Annotated in this window: 15 protein-coding genes; 9 read left to right on the top strand and 6 right to left on the bottom strand. The window is 43.8% G+C overall.

The window, feature by feature from the left end:
- Positions 1 to 4: 4 nt before the first annotated feature.
- On the top strand, positions 5 to 226 hold the full coding sequence (locus tag FD04_RS09400; RefSeq protein WP_054700163.1) for an AbrB/MazE/SpoVT family DNA-binding domain-containing protein: 222 nt from the start codon (positions 5 to 7) through the stop codon (positions 224 to 226).
- Positions 226 to 609 (top strand): hypothetical protein, encoded by a 384-nt coding sequence (locus FD04_RS09395; protein ID WP_054700165.1) that lies wholly within the window; start codon positions 226 to 228, stop codon positions 607 to 609. The genes FD04_RS09400 and FD04_RS09395 overlap by 1 nt, the downstream gene beginning before the upstream one ends.
- An 85-nt stretch (positions 610 to 694) precedes the next feature.
- Here the strand turns inward: FD04_RS09395 and FD04_RS09390 are convergent, their stop codons facing one another.
- Together FD04_RS09390 and FD04_RS09385 are read right to left on the bottom strand one after the other, a co-directional pair.
- The gene (locus FD04_RS09390; RefSeq protein WP_056948660.1) at positions 695 to 1,816 is read right to left on the bottom strand and encodes an NAD(P)-dependent alcohol dehydrogenase; all 1,122 of its coding nucleotides are present in this window, start codon (positions 1,814 to 1,816) and stop codon (positions 695 to 697) included.
- A 131-nt stretch (positions 1,817 to 1,947) separates the two neighbouring features.
- Positions 1,948 to 2,433: a GNAT family N-acetyltransferase gene (locus FD04_RS09385; protein WP_056948467.1), complete on the bottom strand. Its 486-nt coding sequence runs from the start codon at positions 2,431 to 2,433 to the stop codon at positions 1,948 to 1,950.
- 102 nt (positions 2,434 to 2,535) lie between these two features.
- Between FD04_RS09385 and FD04_RS09380 the strand changes: the two genes are divergently transcribed.
- On the top strand, positions 2,536 to 3,411 hold the full coding sequence (locus FD04_RS09380) for a LysR family transcriptional regulator (RefSeq protein WP_054700167.1): 876 nt from the start codon (positions 2,536 to 2,538) through the stop codon (positions 3,409 to 3,411).
- Positions 3,412 to 3,491: 80 nt separating this feature from the next.
- On the opposite strand, the gene FD04_RS09375 is transcribed toward FD04_RS09380, so the two are convergent.
- Entirely contained in the window at positions 3,492 to 4,223 is a 732-nt protein-coding gene (locus FD04_RS09375) for a sulfite exporter TauE/SafE family protein (protein WP_054700169.1), read from the bottom strand.
- A 158-nt stretch (positions 4,224 to 4,381) separates the two neighbouring features.
- On the opposite strand from FD04_RS09375, the gene FD04_RS09370 reads away from it, so the two are divergent.
- Positions 4,382 to 4,684 (top strand): hypothetical protein, encoded by a 303-nt coding sequence (locus FD04_RS09370; RefSeq protein ID WP_056948465.1) that lies wholly within the window; start codon positions 4,382 to 4,384, stop codon positions 4,682 to 4,684.
- A gap of 601 nt (positions 4,685 to 5,285) precedes the next feature.
- On the opposite strand, the gene FD04_RS09365 is transcribed toward FD04_RS09370, so the two are convergent.
- Together FD04_RS09365 and FD04_RS09360 are read right to left on the bottom strand one after the other, a co-directional pair.
- The gene (locus FD04_RS09365) at positions 5,286 to 6,476 is read right to left on the bottom strand and encodes an MFS transporter (protein WP_056948463.1); all 1,191 of its coding nucleotides are present in this window, start codon (positions 6,474 to 6,476) and stop codon (positions 5,286 to 5,288) included.
- A 179-nt stretch (positions 6,477 to 6,655) separates the two neighbouring features.
- Entirely contained in the window at positions 6,656 to 7,549 is an 894-nt protein-coding gene (locus FD04_RS09360) for a DMT family transporter (protein ID WP_056948461.1), read from the bottom strand.
- A gap of 267 nt (positions 7,550 to 7,816) precedes the next feature.
- Between FD04_RS09360 and FD04_RS09355 the strand changes: the two genes are divergently transcribed.
- From FD04_RS09355 to FD04_RS09340, 4 genes are all read left to right on the top strand, one after another.
- Positions 7,817 to 9,730 (top strand): heavy metal translocating P-type ATPase, encoded by a 1,914-nt coding sequence (locus tag FD04_RS09355; protein WP_056948459.1) that lies wholly within the window; start codon positions 7,817 to 7,819, stop codon positions 9,728 to 9,730.
- A gap of 86 nt (positions 9,731 to 9,816) precedes the next feature.
- Positions 9,817 to 10,059: a heavy-metal-associated domain-containing protein gene (locus tag FD04_RS09350; RefSeq protein ID WP_056948457.1), complete on the top strand. Its 243-nt coding sequence runs from the start codon at positions 9,817 to 9,819 to the stop codon at positions 10,057 to 10,059.
- A 36-nt stretch (positions 10,060 to 10,095) separates the two neighbouring features.
- Entirely contained in the window at positions 10,096 to 10,653 is a 558-nt protein-coding gene (locus tag FD04_RS09345) for a ferritin-like domain-containing protein (protein ID WP_056948455.1), read from the top strand.
- A gap of 205 nt (positions 10,654 to 10,858) precedes the next feature.
- Positions 10,859 to 12,043 (top strand): DUF998 domain-containing protein, encoded by a 1,185-nt coding sequence (locus FD04_RS09340; protein ID WP_235805682.1) that lies wholly within the window; start codon positions 10,859 to 10,861, stop codon positions 12,041 to 12,043.
- 138 nt (positions 12,044 to 12,181) lie between these two features.
- Here FD04_RS09340 and FD04_RS09335 read toward each other — a convergent pair whose 3' ends face one another.
- Positions 12,182 to 12,730 (bottom strand): cysteine hydrolase family protein, encoded by a 549-nt coding sequence (locus tag FD04_RS09335; RefSeq protein ID WP_054700177.1) that lies wholly within the window; start codon positions 12,728 to 12,730, stop codon positions 12,182 to 12,184.
- Positions 12,731 to 12,927: 197 nt separating this feature from the next.
- Between FD04_RS09335 and FD04_RS09330 the strand changes: the two genes are divergently transcribed.
- Entirely contained in the window at positions 12,928 to 14,553 is a 1,626-nt protein-coding gene (locus FD04_RS09330) for a peptide ABC transporter substrate-binding protein (protein WP_056948451.1), read from the top strand.
- The last annotated feature ends 101 nt before the right edge of the window (positions 14,554 to 14,654 follow it).

Raw genomic sequence — 14,654 nt, 5'->3', positions numbered from 1 at the left:
TAAGATGAACGAAATCAAATCGCAACGTCAAATCATTCAAGTCGGCAATTCTTTGGCTATCACCATTCCGGCCAACATTGCACGTAAATTGGATGTTCAAAAAGGCGACGCCATCGACGTAGCCTTTCGGAATAATATCCAATTAGATAACCAATTTTATACGACTTTAAATGCAGTAATTGATCAATTTGACGGTGCGCTGACACAATTACGAGGTGAGGCCTAATGCGCTATATTACAGCTGACGAGCTGATTGCCATTAATAGCCGGCTAGTGATTAAAAACGGTCAGCAGCCTGGACTTAACAAGGCTGATCAACTGGATAAAATTATCGCAGTACCGCAAGCCAATTTTTATGATCGCAATTTACACGAAATGGTTGCCAACAAAACTGGCTTTTTACTGGCTGCAATTATTTCGGGGAAACCCTTTGTGAGTCAAAATTTGCAGACAGCAGCTACCGCTGTTGCTGCATTAGCTGATCTTAACGGATACGAGCTGACGTTTACCGATGATGAATTTGTGGCACTTGTTAAGCGAGTGGATGCGGGAGAATTCGAAGAAACTGAACTATTTGATATCTTTAACAAGCATTTGAAAGCGAAATAATGACATCAGAAATAAGCGCCTTCCAGAAATGGAAGGTGCTTATTTTGTAACCATTGTTTCACGTGTAACGGTTAGTTAGGTGAGATTATTCACCAGGTTTGTAGTCTTCGTCAATTACCAGCACAGGTTTGATGGTTTTACCTGAGCGGGAGTCAGCATTGGCTTCGTTAATTTCGCTAAATTTGTAGAATTTTTCGGTCTTGTCGAAGTCAAACATACCCATCTTGTAGAAGTCGATGAGACGTGGAATATCAACTTGAGGAATTGAATCGCCCATGTTGACGCCAACGATCTTCTTGTCGTCAACACAAAGGTCGTTCCAAGTATCAACGTCAATGTGGTTTGGTGTGACGGCAATGGTAGCAGTGGTACCGCCTTGAGCAAGCACTTTAATGGAATTTTCCATCACAGCAGTCACACCGGTGGTATCAACGGCCCAGTTAACACCGTAGCCATCAGTTAAGTCTTTAACGGCCTGAACGACGTCAACGTTTTTACTATTGATAACGTCGGTAGCGCCTAATTCTTTGGCTAAATCCAAACGTGAGTCAACAATATCAATGCCGATCACTTTAGTGCAACCAGAGATTCGGCCAGCCATCATAGCAGCCAAACCAACGGCACCGGTACCAAATACGGCGATGGTATCGCCAGGCTTTGGCTTCAAGGTGTTCAGCACCGTACCAGAACCGGTCACGTAGCCGCAGCCCAAAGGACCAAGTTTTCGTAAGTCGAGTGTTGGATCAACTTTAACGGCATTACGTTCACGCACCACCGTCGTTGACGTGAAGGAGCTTTGATCAAACATGTCAGCGACTTTATGGCCATTTTCAGTGAAGTGGGCGCTCCCATCTGGGCGAACGCCAGAGAGGTTATTAGCAGCGTAATTTTCACACTGGGTCGGAATGCCCTTAAGACAACTCTTGCAGTTACCACAGCCGTAAAAGCTGAGGACAACGTGATCGCCTGGCTTAAACTGTGTCACTTCTGGCCCAACCTTTTCGACAATCCCAGAACCTTCATGGCCAAGAACGATCGGGTAATCAATGACGGCGTCCCCAATTCGGAGCGCCTCATCGGAATGACAGATCCCACTGGCAACCATGTGAACTTGGAGATCATCAGGACCCATTTCGGCGAGTTCGACATCATCTTTAATTTCAAAATCAGCGTTTTGTTTTTCAACAACAGCAGCTTTAATTTTCATCATAAATTCAGTCCTTTCACGTCTTAAATCATTGATCATTATTACACAAAATTAGGCAAATGTAAACGCTTACAGAAATTGTTAATTGAAAACACCCAGCAAGTAACAGTGTTGGATGTTTGATTTATTCCTTATAAAGTGAGTTCATACAAGCGTGAATTGCGATCGGGATACGGGTAAGCGACGTGGAGTTGTGCACCCGTAATTTGTTGGAATCCTTGACGCTCATAAAAGGTGTGTGAACGGTGTTCGGCTTCTGGTGTATCAAGCACCAACCGAGTGAACTGATGTGCTTTGGCAAAGTTGATCAAGGTATCATAGAGGTTTTGGCCGAGACGAATGGGATTGCCACGATAGCTTGGATAGGTAAAAAACTTTTTGAGTACGGCGGTGTTGGCATCAATGGGTAGCAGCGCAATGCAGCCAACGACCTTGTCCTGGTCCAATGCTAACCAAAAGTTACCGCCAGATTGTTGATAGTAGGCTGGAATATTAAAGATGTCGTCTTGTTCGGCCATCTTAATCTTGAGGTGTGCTTCCAGGTTTTGACAGTAGTTAATGAGATCCACTAATTGTGCAGTATGATGATAATTAGGTTCAAAGGGTAGAATTTTCATAAAGACCTCCGTTGAAAATATGGTTACTGTTAGTGTATGGTAGAGAGAATTAAAAGTAAAATTGATAGTAATCATATTCAGTATCAAAATAATTGATAGAAGGTGCCTGTTATCGAAATTCGACAACTCATTACATTTCAAATGATCGTGTCAACACACAGTTATTCAAAGGCAGCGGTGCAACTTGGTTATACGCAATCGACCATTTCGATGCAGATGCGCAAGCTAGAGGCTGAGATTGGTCAAACTTTGCTGAAATACGACCAGCATCGCGTTCATTTAACAGCGGCAGGACATGCGCTAATGCCTTTAGTTGAACGATTGCTACAAGACTATGGAACAGTCCAGCAGTTTGCAGCCACCCAACAACAAGTCGGTCAGCTAAAGGTGGCCGCGCCCGAATCGTTGACCGTGACGATGGTGGCAACGGCGTTACAACAATTTAAGCAGCAACACCCGCAAGTTGAGGTGAAATTACAAAATGCCACTTGTCTTCACAATGAAGAGGCACTGATACGTGGCGATGTTGATGTGGCCTTGATGATGTGGCCTAGTCAACCTAAGGCTCAGTTAATTGACCATGATTTGGGCGAGCAAGAGATGGTTTTAGTCACCAATCGACCACATCAGCATTTTAGTGAGCTGTTACGGTCAAGTGCCGCCACCTTTATCATTAATGAGCCAGATTGCTCATATCGTAATCAATTTGAGACGGCTGTTTGGCAAGGACATCAGCGACTGTTTCCGACTATCATGTTGCCAAGTATTGCTGCTATTAAATCGGTTGTTGCAACCGGATTAGGGTTCAGCTATCTGCCACGCGTGATGGTCGAATCAGAACTACGGGCTGGAGTTTTGTTTGCCTGTGAGACGGCTATTGAAAACCACATACATGCACATTTAGTGACCCGACCAGACAATGTGAACACAATGTTGATTGAGGATTTTGTTCGATTATTTAAGACTGTGAAGCGTTGATACTGTTTAGAGTCGTGACGCTGTTATTGACGCAATTAAAAAACGACCCTAACTGCCATGTGGACACAGTCAGGGTCATTTTAGATGGATTGTAATGACGTTACGAGGTAAAACACGCCACTAAAGCCGATAAAGACGTAGATGATTTGGCGGATGACGTCTAGATTAAGCCGAGTCAACAGGTGGTTGGCGATAATGGTGCCGATGACAGCGCCAAGTATGCCAACGAGAATGATGGGCAGATCCTGTGGTGTAAAAATGCCGTTGGCGAGACGAACGCCGGTAACATAAGTCATGTCAATCAGGAAGAAAGTTTGAATTGAGGCCATGTAGGTTTCCTTTGATTCAGCCAATGATAGAAAATAGAGCGCCATTAACGGGCCGCCAATCCCAAAGAGGCCGTTAAAAAAGCCAGAAATAATGGTGAAAATGACGGCAACAACAAGTGGATAGTGGCGGTTAGCAGCTGATTTAACGAATAAGAAATACAACGAGAGGACGCAAAGCAGGCAACCTAGCATTAACTTCAAGAAGGTGACGTCTAAAACCTTGCCAAGATGAATCGACCAGGTAGCCACACTGGCATAAACTAAAAACGGCCAAATGAGGCGTTTAAAGTGCAGCGCGTCGTGGTAACGGTGGACCATAATGGCAATTGAGACCATTGGAATCAAAGCCGCAACACCAGCACTGGTTGACATTGGCAAAATAGCGGGTAGGAAAATCATTAGAACAATTCCGGTACCAAAACCGGTTAACCCCTGCACTAAGCCGGCCAACATTGCCGGGAAAATAATGAAAAACCATTGCATATGTATTAAGCTCCTATCATGTACTTCTTAAATTATACCTTAAAAATGATTGGGATATGGTTGTCTACTAAGTAAAGCGGTAAAATGATGGTTATCATTGATGGCGTTGGCCTATGGTGGCGTTTTTCGACATCAAGTCGTATTTGGAGGAGATCAGCATGCCTTTTTTTGCAATTCTATTGGATATTATCACCGTAGCAACTTACCTATTTCAAACTAGTCATGGGAGTACTGGCGTCTATATTGTGGGCCTCATCGTTCAGGTGGTGGCAACGTTACTCTTGATTGGCTGGTGCTTCACGTTCCGTGGCCGTAAATATCGAAATGGCTGGTTGTTTGGCCTTTTTAGCGCGACTATCTCGTACGGCATCATTTTAGTTTCAGCTGCAATCAATGCGCTTGTGTTGGCGCTTTACGTGATGAATGTCATGGGAATCAATCACGTGATTTTTCAACGGTAGTTAGTAAGGGGAAGCTTACAAAATTTATTTTATGTAAATAAATAAGTGTAATCGTTTAGATATTAGATGTTATTAATGAATACCATAATCGGTATTATGCTGGTACGGCAGTCATCCCTAATTTGATGACTGTTTTTTGATATCATCACGTTATAACATACGCTTATAATTATCAAAACGATAATGAAATACAGAATTACTTTATATTCAAAAGTGTTATACTTTAGTTGTAAGCGCTTTACATAAAAGTGCTGCAGCTCCTATCGAAATCTCTTCAATTAACCTCATCCACAGTCGTGAAGATCTATACACGTGGACCAGCATTAGCTATATCTAAACTTCCTTTCGTACACACAAACTTGCGAGCGCGTGTTTTTTCAACTACAGCTTCACGATGAGGTGAGCTTGTTGGGGAGATTTTTGCTGTGTCTTGTCGCAATTCAGCTAACTTTGTGAACGATTAATTACACCTGTAAAAACTTTAATTTAAAAGTACTGTCAGTGTTTAATATACAACTAAAATCATACTAAAAAGCCAACCATAATTTCAATTAGAAGTTATGGTTGGCTTTTTGACTAACGAGACCTCGTTAGCAATCGCTTAATCCCGTTGTGCCACAAGCTGTAGCGGCTCCTTTAAGATGAGATGACCGGCAAGCGAAATAAGTAAGAAAGCAACTGCGACGAGACAAACACCATTCCAACCCGCAATACTCCACGCCCAAGTAGCTGACATGGTACCGATTGAACCGCCTAAAAAGTAACTAAACATGAAGACAGAGTTGTTGCGGCTACTCTCTTGGCGGTTTAGAGATTGTACGATTGCTTGATTAGAAACCTGACTAAATTGCGTCCCAAGATCAAGCAGAACGATACCGATGATTAAACCGACCAGCCATTGGCCAATCAGCCAGAATAGACCGAACGCGAGGCTTGAAAACCAAATGGAGAGGCCAATTGTGAGACGTGGTGAGCGGTGATCGACCAGGTTGCCAATGTAGGGTGCGGCTAGCACACCAGCAATGCCTAAGAGTCCCAATAGGCCGGCAACGTTACTGCCGAGATGGTACTGGTCGGCGAGGTAAAAGGCCAGGGTTGACCACATCACGTTAGAGACGCCGAACATGCAAAAGCCGTTGAGGGAAGACCCTCGTAACCGACGTTGGGTGATAAATAAACGTGGTAGTGATTTTAAGACATGGCCATAACTTAATTGCTGATGACCGCGGGGATCTTTTGGCATGTATACGTGGGCAATCACCAACATGACCACATCCAACAATGCAGCAATTAAGTAGATATCTTGCCATGGCATGACGCTGCCGAGTAACCCGCTGAACGACCGCGAAAGTAATATTCCAGTAAGTAGACCGCTCAAAACGGTGCCTAATACTTTACCACGCTGCATGGCAGGCGCCAGTGCACCAGCGTATGGAATGATGATTTGTGGTGCCACTGAGGTGATGCCGATTAGAGTGGTGGCAACGGCAAAAACCATTGCGTTAGGCGCAATGAAAGCGACGAGGAGGGCACCAATCGAAAGTACCATCATAAATTGAATCAAATGGTAGCGGTCAAAAATATCGCCGAGTGGCACGATTAGTAGTAAGCCAAAGGCGTAACCTAACTGTGTTAACATCGCTAGGACACCAACGATGGCTTTTGAAAGGTGAAAATCAGTTGCAATCAGGCCTTCGATTGGCTGGATAAAATTTAGATTCGCGACGATCACACCAGTGATAATCGCCATGAGTAAAACTGTTTTAGTAGAAATTGTCTTTGATGATGACATATAGCGACTTTCCCTTCAATAAAAATTTGGTTGTTTAAAACGCCAACTCAAAGGGACTTTCGGTACGGACGATAAGCCAGTGAAATAATTGATATAACAAAGTAAAACCTCAATTCAAATGAAATTCGAAATTTCAAAAATTAATAAGGGGGTAGTGGTGAGCCAGTTGCCATAATTGCCTAATCTCGCAACGTTAAAACAACGCCAAAGAAAATTAATAGGCAACCCGCGATAAAGCTTAAGTGGAGCGCTTCGCCCAGCACTAACCAGCCTAACAGGCTACCGACTAGCGGCTGAAAGAAGAAAAATAGACCTGATTGGCTTGCCCGTAAATATTGAAGACCTTTGTTCCACATGATGAAGGCAATCGCGGTGGAGATGATGCCTAGATAAAGTAAACCACCACCAATTTTAGGTGTGAGCAAAATCGCCCAGTTATAGCTCGGGTAGGCAACGGCAATCATCGGGGTCAAGCCAATTAAAGCTACTAGTGTGCCGATGGTCGTGACCTGTAATGCTGGATAGCGAGCTGGCACTTTTTTAAGTAACACGGACATGAGTGCCCAGGTAAGCGCCGCAATCAGCAAGGAACCGACACCAAGTAATTGCGAATGTTTCACGTGAAACATTCCACCGCCAGCAAGGATGACCCCAATTGTGGCACTGGTAACGGCCAGTAATTGAAGCCGGGTCAATTTTTCATGCAGTAACCAAGCTGCGAACAACGTCATGAAAGCTGGTGTCGTAGCGGTCACAATCGACCCAATCTGAGCATTTGCAAGCATCGTTCCCGTTTCTTGAAAGACAATACTGGCCAGTTGACCAATTAAACCGATGCCAATCAACAAGGGTAAGTCATGTCGATCAACATGCCAGTCAATGCGCTGCTGAAGACATAGAAGTAAAAGTGCCACGATTGCGATGAGATAACGCGACCAGACTAGAATCATTGGTGGAACACTAGGGACCACAATTTTAACGACCACAAACATACCGCCCCAAATGCTGGCGGCGATGGTGAGATAGAGGCTGCCTTTAAATTTTGAGGCAGCGGATGGTTTAAGTTCATTCATAGTATTACGCTCCGTTATGTTTGATTTTAATTGGTAAAATCGCCTAACAGAGAGAGTTTCCAGTGAAAGGCGTTAGGCCAATACTGGTTGATCATTTTCGAAGAGTTCTGAAAAGAGCATTTTGACACCTACTTTCATTAATAGATAACAATCATCTATTATACGACAAAATTTCTTGAAAAATATCCTCAACTTGACCTGCATCAAGTTAATCCTTCATAAAGCGCTTTAAACTAAAGTCATCAATTAAGTGAAGGAGCGATTCAAATGAAAGCGCAGCGATTTATTCAGCAACACCAAACCCAATTGACGTTGATTAGCGCAGTCTTGATTGCCATTGGCTATATTGGCAAATATGTTTTAGATGCAACGGTTGTTTATAACGGGGCTTTGATTCTTGCCTCAATTATTGCGGCCGTGCCAATTATGATGCACGCCTACCAAGCGTTAAAAGTAAAAGTTATCAGTATCGAACTGCTGGTCAGTATTGCGGTAATCGGTGCGTTCATCATTGGTGAGTATAACGAATCCGCAATTGTCACCTTCTTGTTCCTATTCGGGAGTTACCTCGAACAACGGACACTCACTAAGACCCGTGAATCAATTAAGTCATTGACCGAAATGGCACCGGCAACAGCGATTGTGGTAGATGGTGACGGTCACGAAGAAGAGGTTGATATTGATGACGTTGATGAAGGTGACCACGTGCTCGTTAAGACGGGGGCCTCAGTGCCAGTTGACGGTAAGATTATTGACGGTGCCGGTTATTTGGATGAAGCCGTAATTACCGGCGAGTCTAAGGCGGTTGCTAAAACTAACGGCGACGATGTATTCTCTGGTTCTATTTTAAGCAATGGTACTGTGACGGTTGAAGCAACCAAAGTGGGCGAAGATACCACTTTTGGCAAGATTATTGAATTAGTTGAGGATGCACAGGATGCAAAATCACCAGCTGAATCGTTCATCGATAAATTTGCCCAGTACTACACACCTGCCGTCTTAGTAATTGCATTGTTGGTCTACATTTTCACCCGTGATTTTCCAACCGCCATTACCGTTTTAGTCCTTGGTTGCCCAGGAGCCCTAGTGATTGGTGCGCCAGTCTCAAACGTTGCGGGAATCGGTAACGGTGCTAAACGTGGCATTTTGCTAAAGGGTGGCGCTGTAATGGATGATTTCTCAAAGGTTGATACTTTTGTGTTTGATAAGACCGGGACGCTAACGCTAGGCAATACGGCGGTTTCGACAGTCAAAACCTATGCAGCTGATGCTGATTTAGCACTGACTTTGGTGGCTCGGGCTGAGCAATTATCCGATCACCCACTTGGACGGGCCATTACAGCCTACGTTGCTAAGCAACAATTAGCGTTTGAAGCACTGAACGTCGCTGACAATGAAACGGTGAAGGGTCAAGGCTTAGTCGCAGATATCGACCAACACCACGTGTTAGTGGGTAACCTAAAGCTGATGACAGCTAACCAAGTCACACTATCAGCGCAACAAAATCAAGATTTGGCGGATGTTCAAGCAACTGGTAGTTCCGTTGTCATGGTGGCCGTTGATGGTCAATTAAGTTTAATTCTAGGCGTTTCAGATGTGATTCGACCAGGTATCAAAGCGCAACTCCAAGCATTACGTGACCATGGTGCTAAGCACTTAGTCATGCTGACTGGTGATAACCACGTAACGGCACAATACGTTGCTGAGCAAATTGGCATCGATGAAGTTCATGCCGAACTGATGCCTGAAGATAAAGTAACGTACATCAAGCAATTTAAGGATGGGGGACAACACGTTGCCTTTGTTGGTGACGGTATCAATGACAGCCCCGCCATCGCAACCGCTCAGATTGGGATTGCCATGGGTAGCGGTACCGACGTTGCAATTGAAACCTCCGATGTGGTTTTAATGCAATCGAGTTTCGACGCACTCGTCCACGCCTATGCGCTGTCGAAGAAGACAGTTATCAACACGAAGGAAAATATCTTAATTGCAATTGGTGTCGTGGTCTTCTTACTCATTGGCCTGATTCTTGGGTTTATCTACATGGCCAGCGGCATGTTCGTCCACGAATTTAGCATTCTCGTGGTCATCTTCAACGCAATGCGGTTGATTGGTTATGGCAAACTGAAGCCAACACCACAGCCGCAAGCTGCCAAATTAAGCACTTCGGGCAGATAAATTGAGCGAACTTGATATACGTCAAGTTCAAATGACATTAAAGCGATTAGACTATAGATAATCAAAAAACAGTGGAGGTCTTAATTATGACAAAACGTGCAATTTTACAACTAGACGGCTTAACTTGCCCATCATGTATGACTAAAATTCAAAGTGCCCTTCAAAATCAAGCGGGTGTTGAGAAAGTTCAAGTATTATTTAACGCCAGCAAGGCTAAGGCCGATTTTGACGACAGTCAAGTTTCTGCAGAACAGTTAGCAGCCGTCGTTGATAAGTTAGGCTACGAAGTTAAGAAGATCAAGGTTAAGGACTCAGTTGCAGCAAACTAACTAGGAATTTAAGCCAAATAACAGGAGGGTTCATTCATGACAACCGAAGCAGTAGAAGCAAAGTACCAAGCAGAAGTTAAACAAGCTGACGTCGATCACCACACCCCAACAGCCGGTGCAATGACTGGTCACATCGTCGCTAACTTACGAATTTTAGACGTTAAATTACACCAAGCCAAGTGGTTCCTCAAGGGGTTTGAAGGTGCAGCGGTTAAGCCACTTTATGATGAGTTGATTGAGCAAGCACGTCAGGATTATGACACCGTTGCAGATGCCTTGCTTGACGAAAATGAATTGCCACCATCGACTACCGAAGAGTACACCAATTATAAGATGCTCTCAGAGGACGGTCGTAACAAGTACTTGAGTGCCAGTGAAATCGTTGATATTACAGCGCACGATTATAATACTGAGAACTTGTTTATTACCCGGGCAATTAAGTTAGCCGAAAAGGAAGATCGGCCAGCATTGGCAGCAACACTGACGACGCTTCTAGGGCAAAATAACCACGCAATTCAGCAACTACAAGCAGTTCTCGGTAAATCGGCTTGGGAAGGCCTTGTTGAAGAAGACGATGATGACGATGACGACTAGGTCTAAATAGTGTCGATGAGTTGAAGTCAAAAAAGTGGGTGAACGCACGGGAGGCGCTCACCCACTTTTGTATCTAATCGGGTCGTTGTAGGACGTCGATGCGACCATAAGTAGCATTTACCGCTGTCTATTCATAAAATTTATGCTTGTACAAACCCTCAATTTCCGCCAAAATAGGAACGAAGACATTTGGGGGAAGAAGAATATGAGTGAAAAGAGATTCACACTTGAGTTGCCAGACAATGTTAGTTCACAACTCAAGTTAATTGATCAAGAAAGCGTTAAGTTAGAACTGAGTCGCGATACGATGGTTCTGACAACTCAGGCGAGTGATGTGTCGCTATTTCAGCGAATCTCGTGGTGGTGGATCGTGTTACCCGCACTTTTGAGCAGTATCGCATTTAATGTCTATTTTGCCGTTAAAAAACAAAATCAAATTCCCATGAATGGCGACATGTCATTAGGAACAACGGTTTTAATCGGTGGGGTCATCATCGGCACGTTGATGTTTGGCATCTTTTTCGTGCGTGAACGGCGTAACCGGACCAATTCATTTTCGACACATATTTACTGGCGAAACTTTCCAGTGGTGATTTTGTCCTTTGCGTTGATTTTGGCACTCGGTCTGCTCGGCATGTTTTGGCTGTTCGGGCGAATTTTCGATGGTGCAACCTTTGATCGGTTAACGTCGACCATGCTGTTTTTCGTGTTTGAGGGCATGATTAACTACGTCATGATTTTTGCAGCTATGTCATTGTCATCCCGGACGTTGATTCGGTTATTTACCATCGTAATCGTTAGCGGGGTCATCATTTCGATGGCAACTAACAGTTCACGACGTTGGTGGCAGCATAATCTGAGTTTTCTTGGCACACAATTGGCCAGTAACAGCTGGGCGTTTAATATGACGCTCATGTTTTCAGCGTTGATTATGGTAGCTTTGATCGACTACATTTTTGTTTCGTTAGAACCAATTTATCCTAAATCACTGCGGATGATGACGTTACGGATTATTTTAACGCTAATGGCAATCGACCTTGGTGCAGTGGGCTTTTTCCCCAATAACCATCAGTATCATGAGATCCATGATCAAATTGCAGGAGCGCTGACCTACTTTATTATCGGGTTGATTGTAGGTATTCGGTGGTTGTTGCCTGGCGTCTCAAAACAATTTTTACGCTTATCGTATACGATTGGTGCTATCTTAGTTGCCTCGGACGTGTTGTTCGCCTTTGTGGGTTACTTATCGCTTACAGCATTTGAAATCATTGGCTTCGCCCTGGCGTTTGGATGGGTCATCATCTTACTTCAGCTATTGCAGGAACTGATTGATCGTGGCACCCGGGTATTTTATGTGCAGGTTCAGGTGAAGAACGTTGATAATAAGTAGGCTGAAAAGCCTTCTGTGGTGCGTGAAGATTGCGGTATCAAACTGGCATGTTCGTTTCATCTGAAATTATTTTGGCAAAGTAATATTAATCAAAAGGCACCTAATCCATCTGAACATGAGGTGGTTAGATGCCTTTAATTATGCGTTTAACGAAGCGATCATTGCGTCTGTATCGGCAACTTGTGCGAAGGTTCTGATTGCTTCTTGATAGAGTTCGTTGCTTTTGGCCACGATGGCATCGGTAATGACGGTCGCAGCGTAGCCTTCTCGCTGCCCGTCACGCACTGTTTTACGAACACCATTATCAGCAGTAAAACCCGTGATAACGAGGTGTTTCACGCCTGATTGTTGCAATGCGTCCAAGAAGGTAGGCTCTTTGAAGGCACTGGCCGTTTTTTTCTGCACGTGATAAGTGTTGGTGGCTTTGGCAGTTAGTAACGGCCGTGAAAACGTGTCATTAATCAACTTGGGAAACATTTTAGGATGCATTGTGACGATGAAAACGGGCAGATTATGCGCCACGAAGGCATCGATTAGGCGTTGATTATTGCTGACGATTTGTTCAAAATTTGTCGGGCTAAGTTTCTTGAAAACGTGCTCTGCTAGGTATTTTGAACCGGATTGAACATCGATAATGACTAAGCCAAGGTTACTGGTCTGGGTAATCGGATTATTCAATAAACTCATGTAGATGCTCCTTAATCATTGATAAATTACCTGCTATCATAAAGCAGTTTTGGCGGCCTGTCAGCATTTTGCTTGAAAACGTATCAAATCGTTAACTTTGTTTGATTATTTTGCAACAAATTTGCAGAAATACAGCGCAACATCTGCTAAACTATGAGTAGTCGAACCGAATACCTTCTGGGAAAAGAGGGATTCCTGTGAAGAAGAAAAATGGGTTGTTGTTGGGAACTGTGACGTTACTTGCTGCCGTGGTTTTAGCGGGATGTAGCAGTAACAACGCCAATCAATCAAGTAAGAAGAGCATCGCGCTAATGCAAACTTCTGACTTAACGAGCTTGGACAATACGAATCAGGCAACCATGCCTGAGTTTAATACGTTGACCAACATTTCTGAAGGACTCTATCGCTTAAACGACAAGGATCAACCAGTGGCAGCGATGGCAACTCAGATTGAAAAACCAACGGATAATGGTAAAAAGTATGTTTTCCATATCCGCAAGAATGCTAAGTGGAGTAACGGTGATCCAGTGACCGCTGCTGACTTTGAGTACTCTTGGAAACGTTCATTGAATCCAAAAAATAATCCAGTTTACACGTATGTCTTCAGTGGCATTAAAAACGCTGACGCAATTATTGCTGGTAAAAAATCCTACAAGACACTCGGAATTAAGGCAACCAGTAAGCGGACCTTGACGATTACACTCGATCATCCAATGGCCTACTTTAATAAACTGGTTGCGATGCCCGTCTTTATGCCACAAGATAAGCCATTTGTCGAAAAAGTGGGAACTAAGGCTTATGGCACAACGGCGAAGAATACCGTTTCTAATGGAGCCTTTAAGATTACGGGTTGGACAGGTACTAACGACAGCTATACGTTAGAGAAAAATAGTCACTATTGGGATAAAAAAGCGATTAAGCTTGATGAGATTAAGTATCAGACTGTGAAGGATGCTAACACAGCCCATAACTTGTTTACTAAGGGCGAGCTAGATGATGCCACAATTTCAGGTGTCACTGCTAAGAACCTTCAGGGTAATAAAAATCTGAAGCGTGTGCCTAAAGCTTGGACGTATTATTTACAGCTTAATCAACGTAATGGCCAACCACTGGCTAACAAGAAACTTCGCCAAGCACTCTCACTCGTGATTGATAAGCAACAATTAGCAAGCAAGGTCTTAGCGGATGGTTCAACTGCTGCAAGTAGTTTTGTTAGTCCAGGAACTTCAACCGATCCAACCACTGGCAAAGACTTTAGCAAGGAAACCAGCACAACGTACAAGCCAAACGTCAAAAAAGCCAAGCAACTTTGGGCTGAAGGTCTGAAGGAAGCAGGGATTAGTGGTAAGGTTAACATTTCGATTATTGGTGACGACCAAGATGTGACGAAGAATGTCGCACAGTTCGTCCAAAGCCAAGTTGAAGAAAACTTGTCCGGTGCTAAGGTTGAAATCAGTAACCTACCGGATAAGGGGTTTGCTGATCGTAAGACCAGTGGTAAATTTACCATGAGTCAGTGGTACTGGTTAGCTGATTTTGCTGATCCAATCAACTACTTGGGCATTTTGACCTCAGGTAACGCTATGAATCCAGGGCATTACAGCGATAAGACCTACGATACATTGGTTGAAAAAGCTAAGTCGGCTTCAACGCAGACTGCATACTGGCGCAACTTACGTGCGGCGGAGAACCGCTTACAAGATCAAACCGGGATTATCCCGCTATATTACGTGAAGGAATCTCACCTCGTTAACTCGAAGTTAACTGGGGTTGCTTATCACGTGGCCGGTTTTGCGGATTACACACGGGCTTCAATTAAATAACTGAACAAGATTACTTTACGATAAAAAATTATAAAGAGCGGTAGTTGACAGTATTGAGTCGGCTACGCTCTTTTTGTTGTCTATGACGATTTCCAAAAAAG

Origin of the sequence: Secundilactobacillus odoratitofui DSM 19909 = JCM 15043 (assembly GCF_001434895.1) — a bacterium.
GTDB lineage: Bacteria > Bacillota > Bacilli > Lactobacillales > Lactobacillaceae > Secundilactobacillus > Secundilactobacillus odoratitofui.
This window is presented reverse-complemented; position numbering and strand designations above follow the sequence as displayed.

Bases quoted from the DNA above. Each gene is read 5' to 3' on its own strand.
- FD04_RS09360 (WP_056948461.1), bottom strand. From the start codon at position 7,549: ATGAATGAACTTAAACCATCCGCTGCCTCAAAATTTAAAGGCAGCCTC.
- FD04_RS09340 (WP_235805682.1), top strand. From the start codon at position 10,859: ATGAGTGAAAAGAGATTCACACTTGAGTTGCCAGACAATGTTAGTTCA.
- FD04_RS09355 (WP_056948459.1), top strand. From the start codon at position 7,817: ATGAAAGCGCAGCGATTTATTCAGCAACACCAAACCCAATTGACGTTG.
- FD04_RS09345 (WP_056948455.1), top strand. From the start codon at position 10,096: ATGACAACCGAAGCAGTAGAAGCAAAGTACCAAGCAGAAGTTAAACAA.
- FD04_RS09395 (WP_054700165.1), top strand. From the start codon at position 226: ATGCGCTATATTACAGCTGACGAGCTGATTGCCATTAATAGCCGGCTA.
- FD04_RS09365 (WP_056948463.1), bottom strand. From the start codon at position 6,476: ATGTCATCATCAAAGACAATTTCTACTAAAACAGTTTTACTCATGGCG.
- FD04_RS09375 (WP_054700169.1), bottom strand. From the start codon at position 4,223: ATGCAATGGTTTTTCATTATTTTCCCGGCAATGTTGGCCGGCTTAGTG.
- FD04_RS09335 (WP_054700177.1), bottom strand. From the start codon at position 12,730: ATGAGTTTATTGAATAATCCGATTACCCAGACCAGTAACCTTGGCTTA.
- FD04_RS09370 (WP_056948465.1), top strand. From the start codon at position 4,382: ATGCCTTTTTTTGCAATTCTATTGGATATTATCACCGTAGCAACTTAC.
- FD04_RS09350 (WP_056948457.1), top strand. From the start codon at position 9,817: ATGACAAAACGTGCAATTTTACAACTAGACGGCTTAACTTGCCCATCA.
- FD04_RS09390 (WP_056948660.1), bottom strand. From the start codon at position 1,816: ATGAAAATTAAAGCTGCTGTTGTTGAAAAACAAAACGCTGATTTTGAA.
- FD04_RS09400 (WP_054700163.1), top strand. From the start codon at position 5: ATGAACGAAATCAAATCGCAACGTCAAATCATTCAAGTCGGCAATTCT.
- FD04_RS09385 (WP_056948467.1), bottom strand. From the start codon at position 2,433: ATGAAAATTCTACCCTTTGAACCTAATTATCATCATACTGCACAATTA.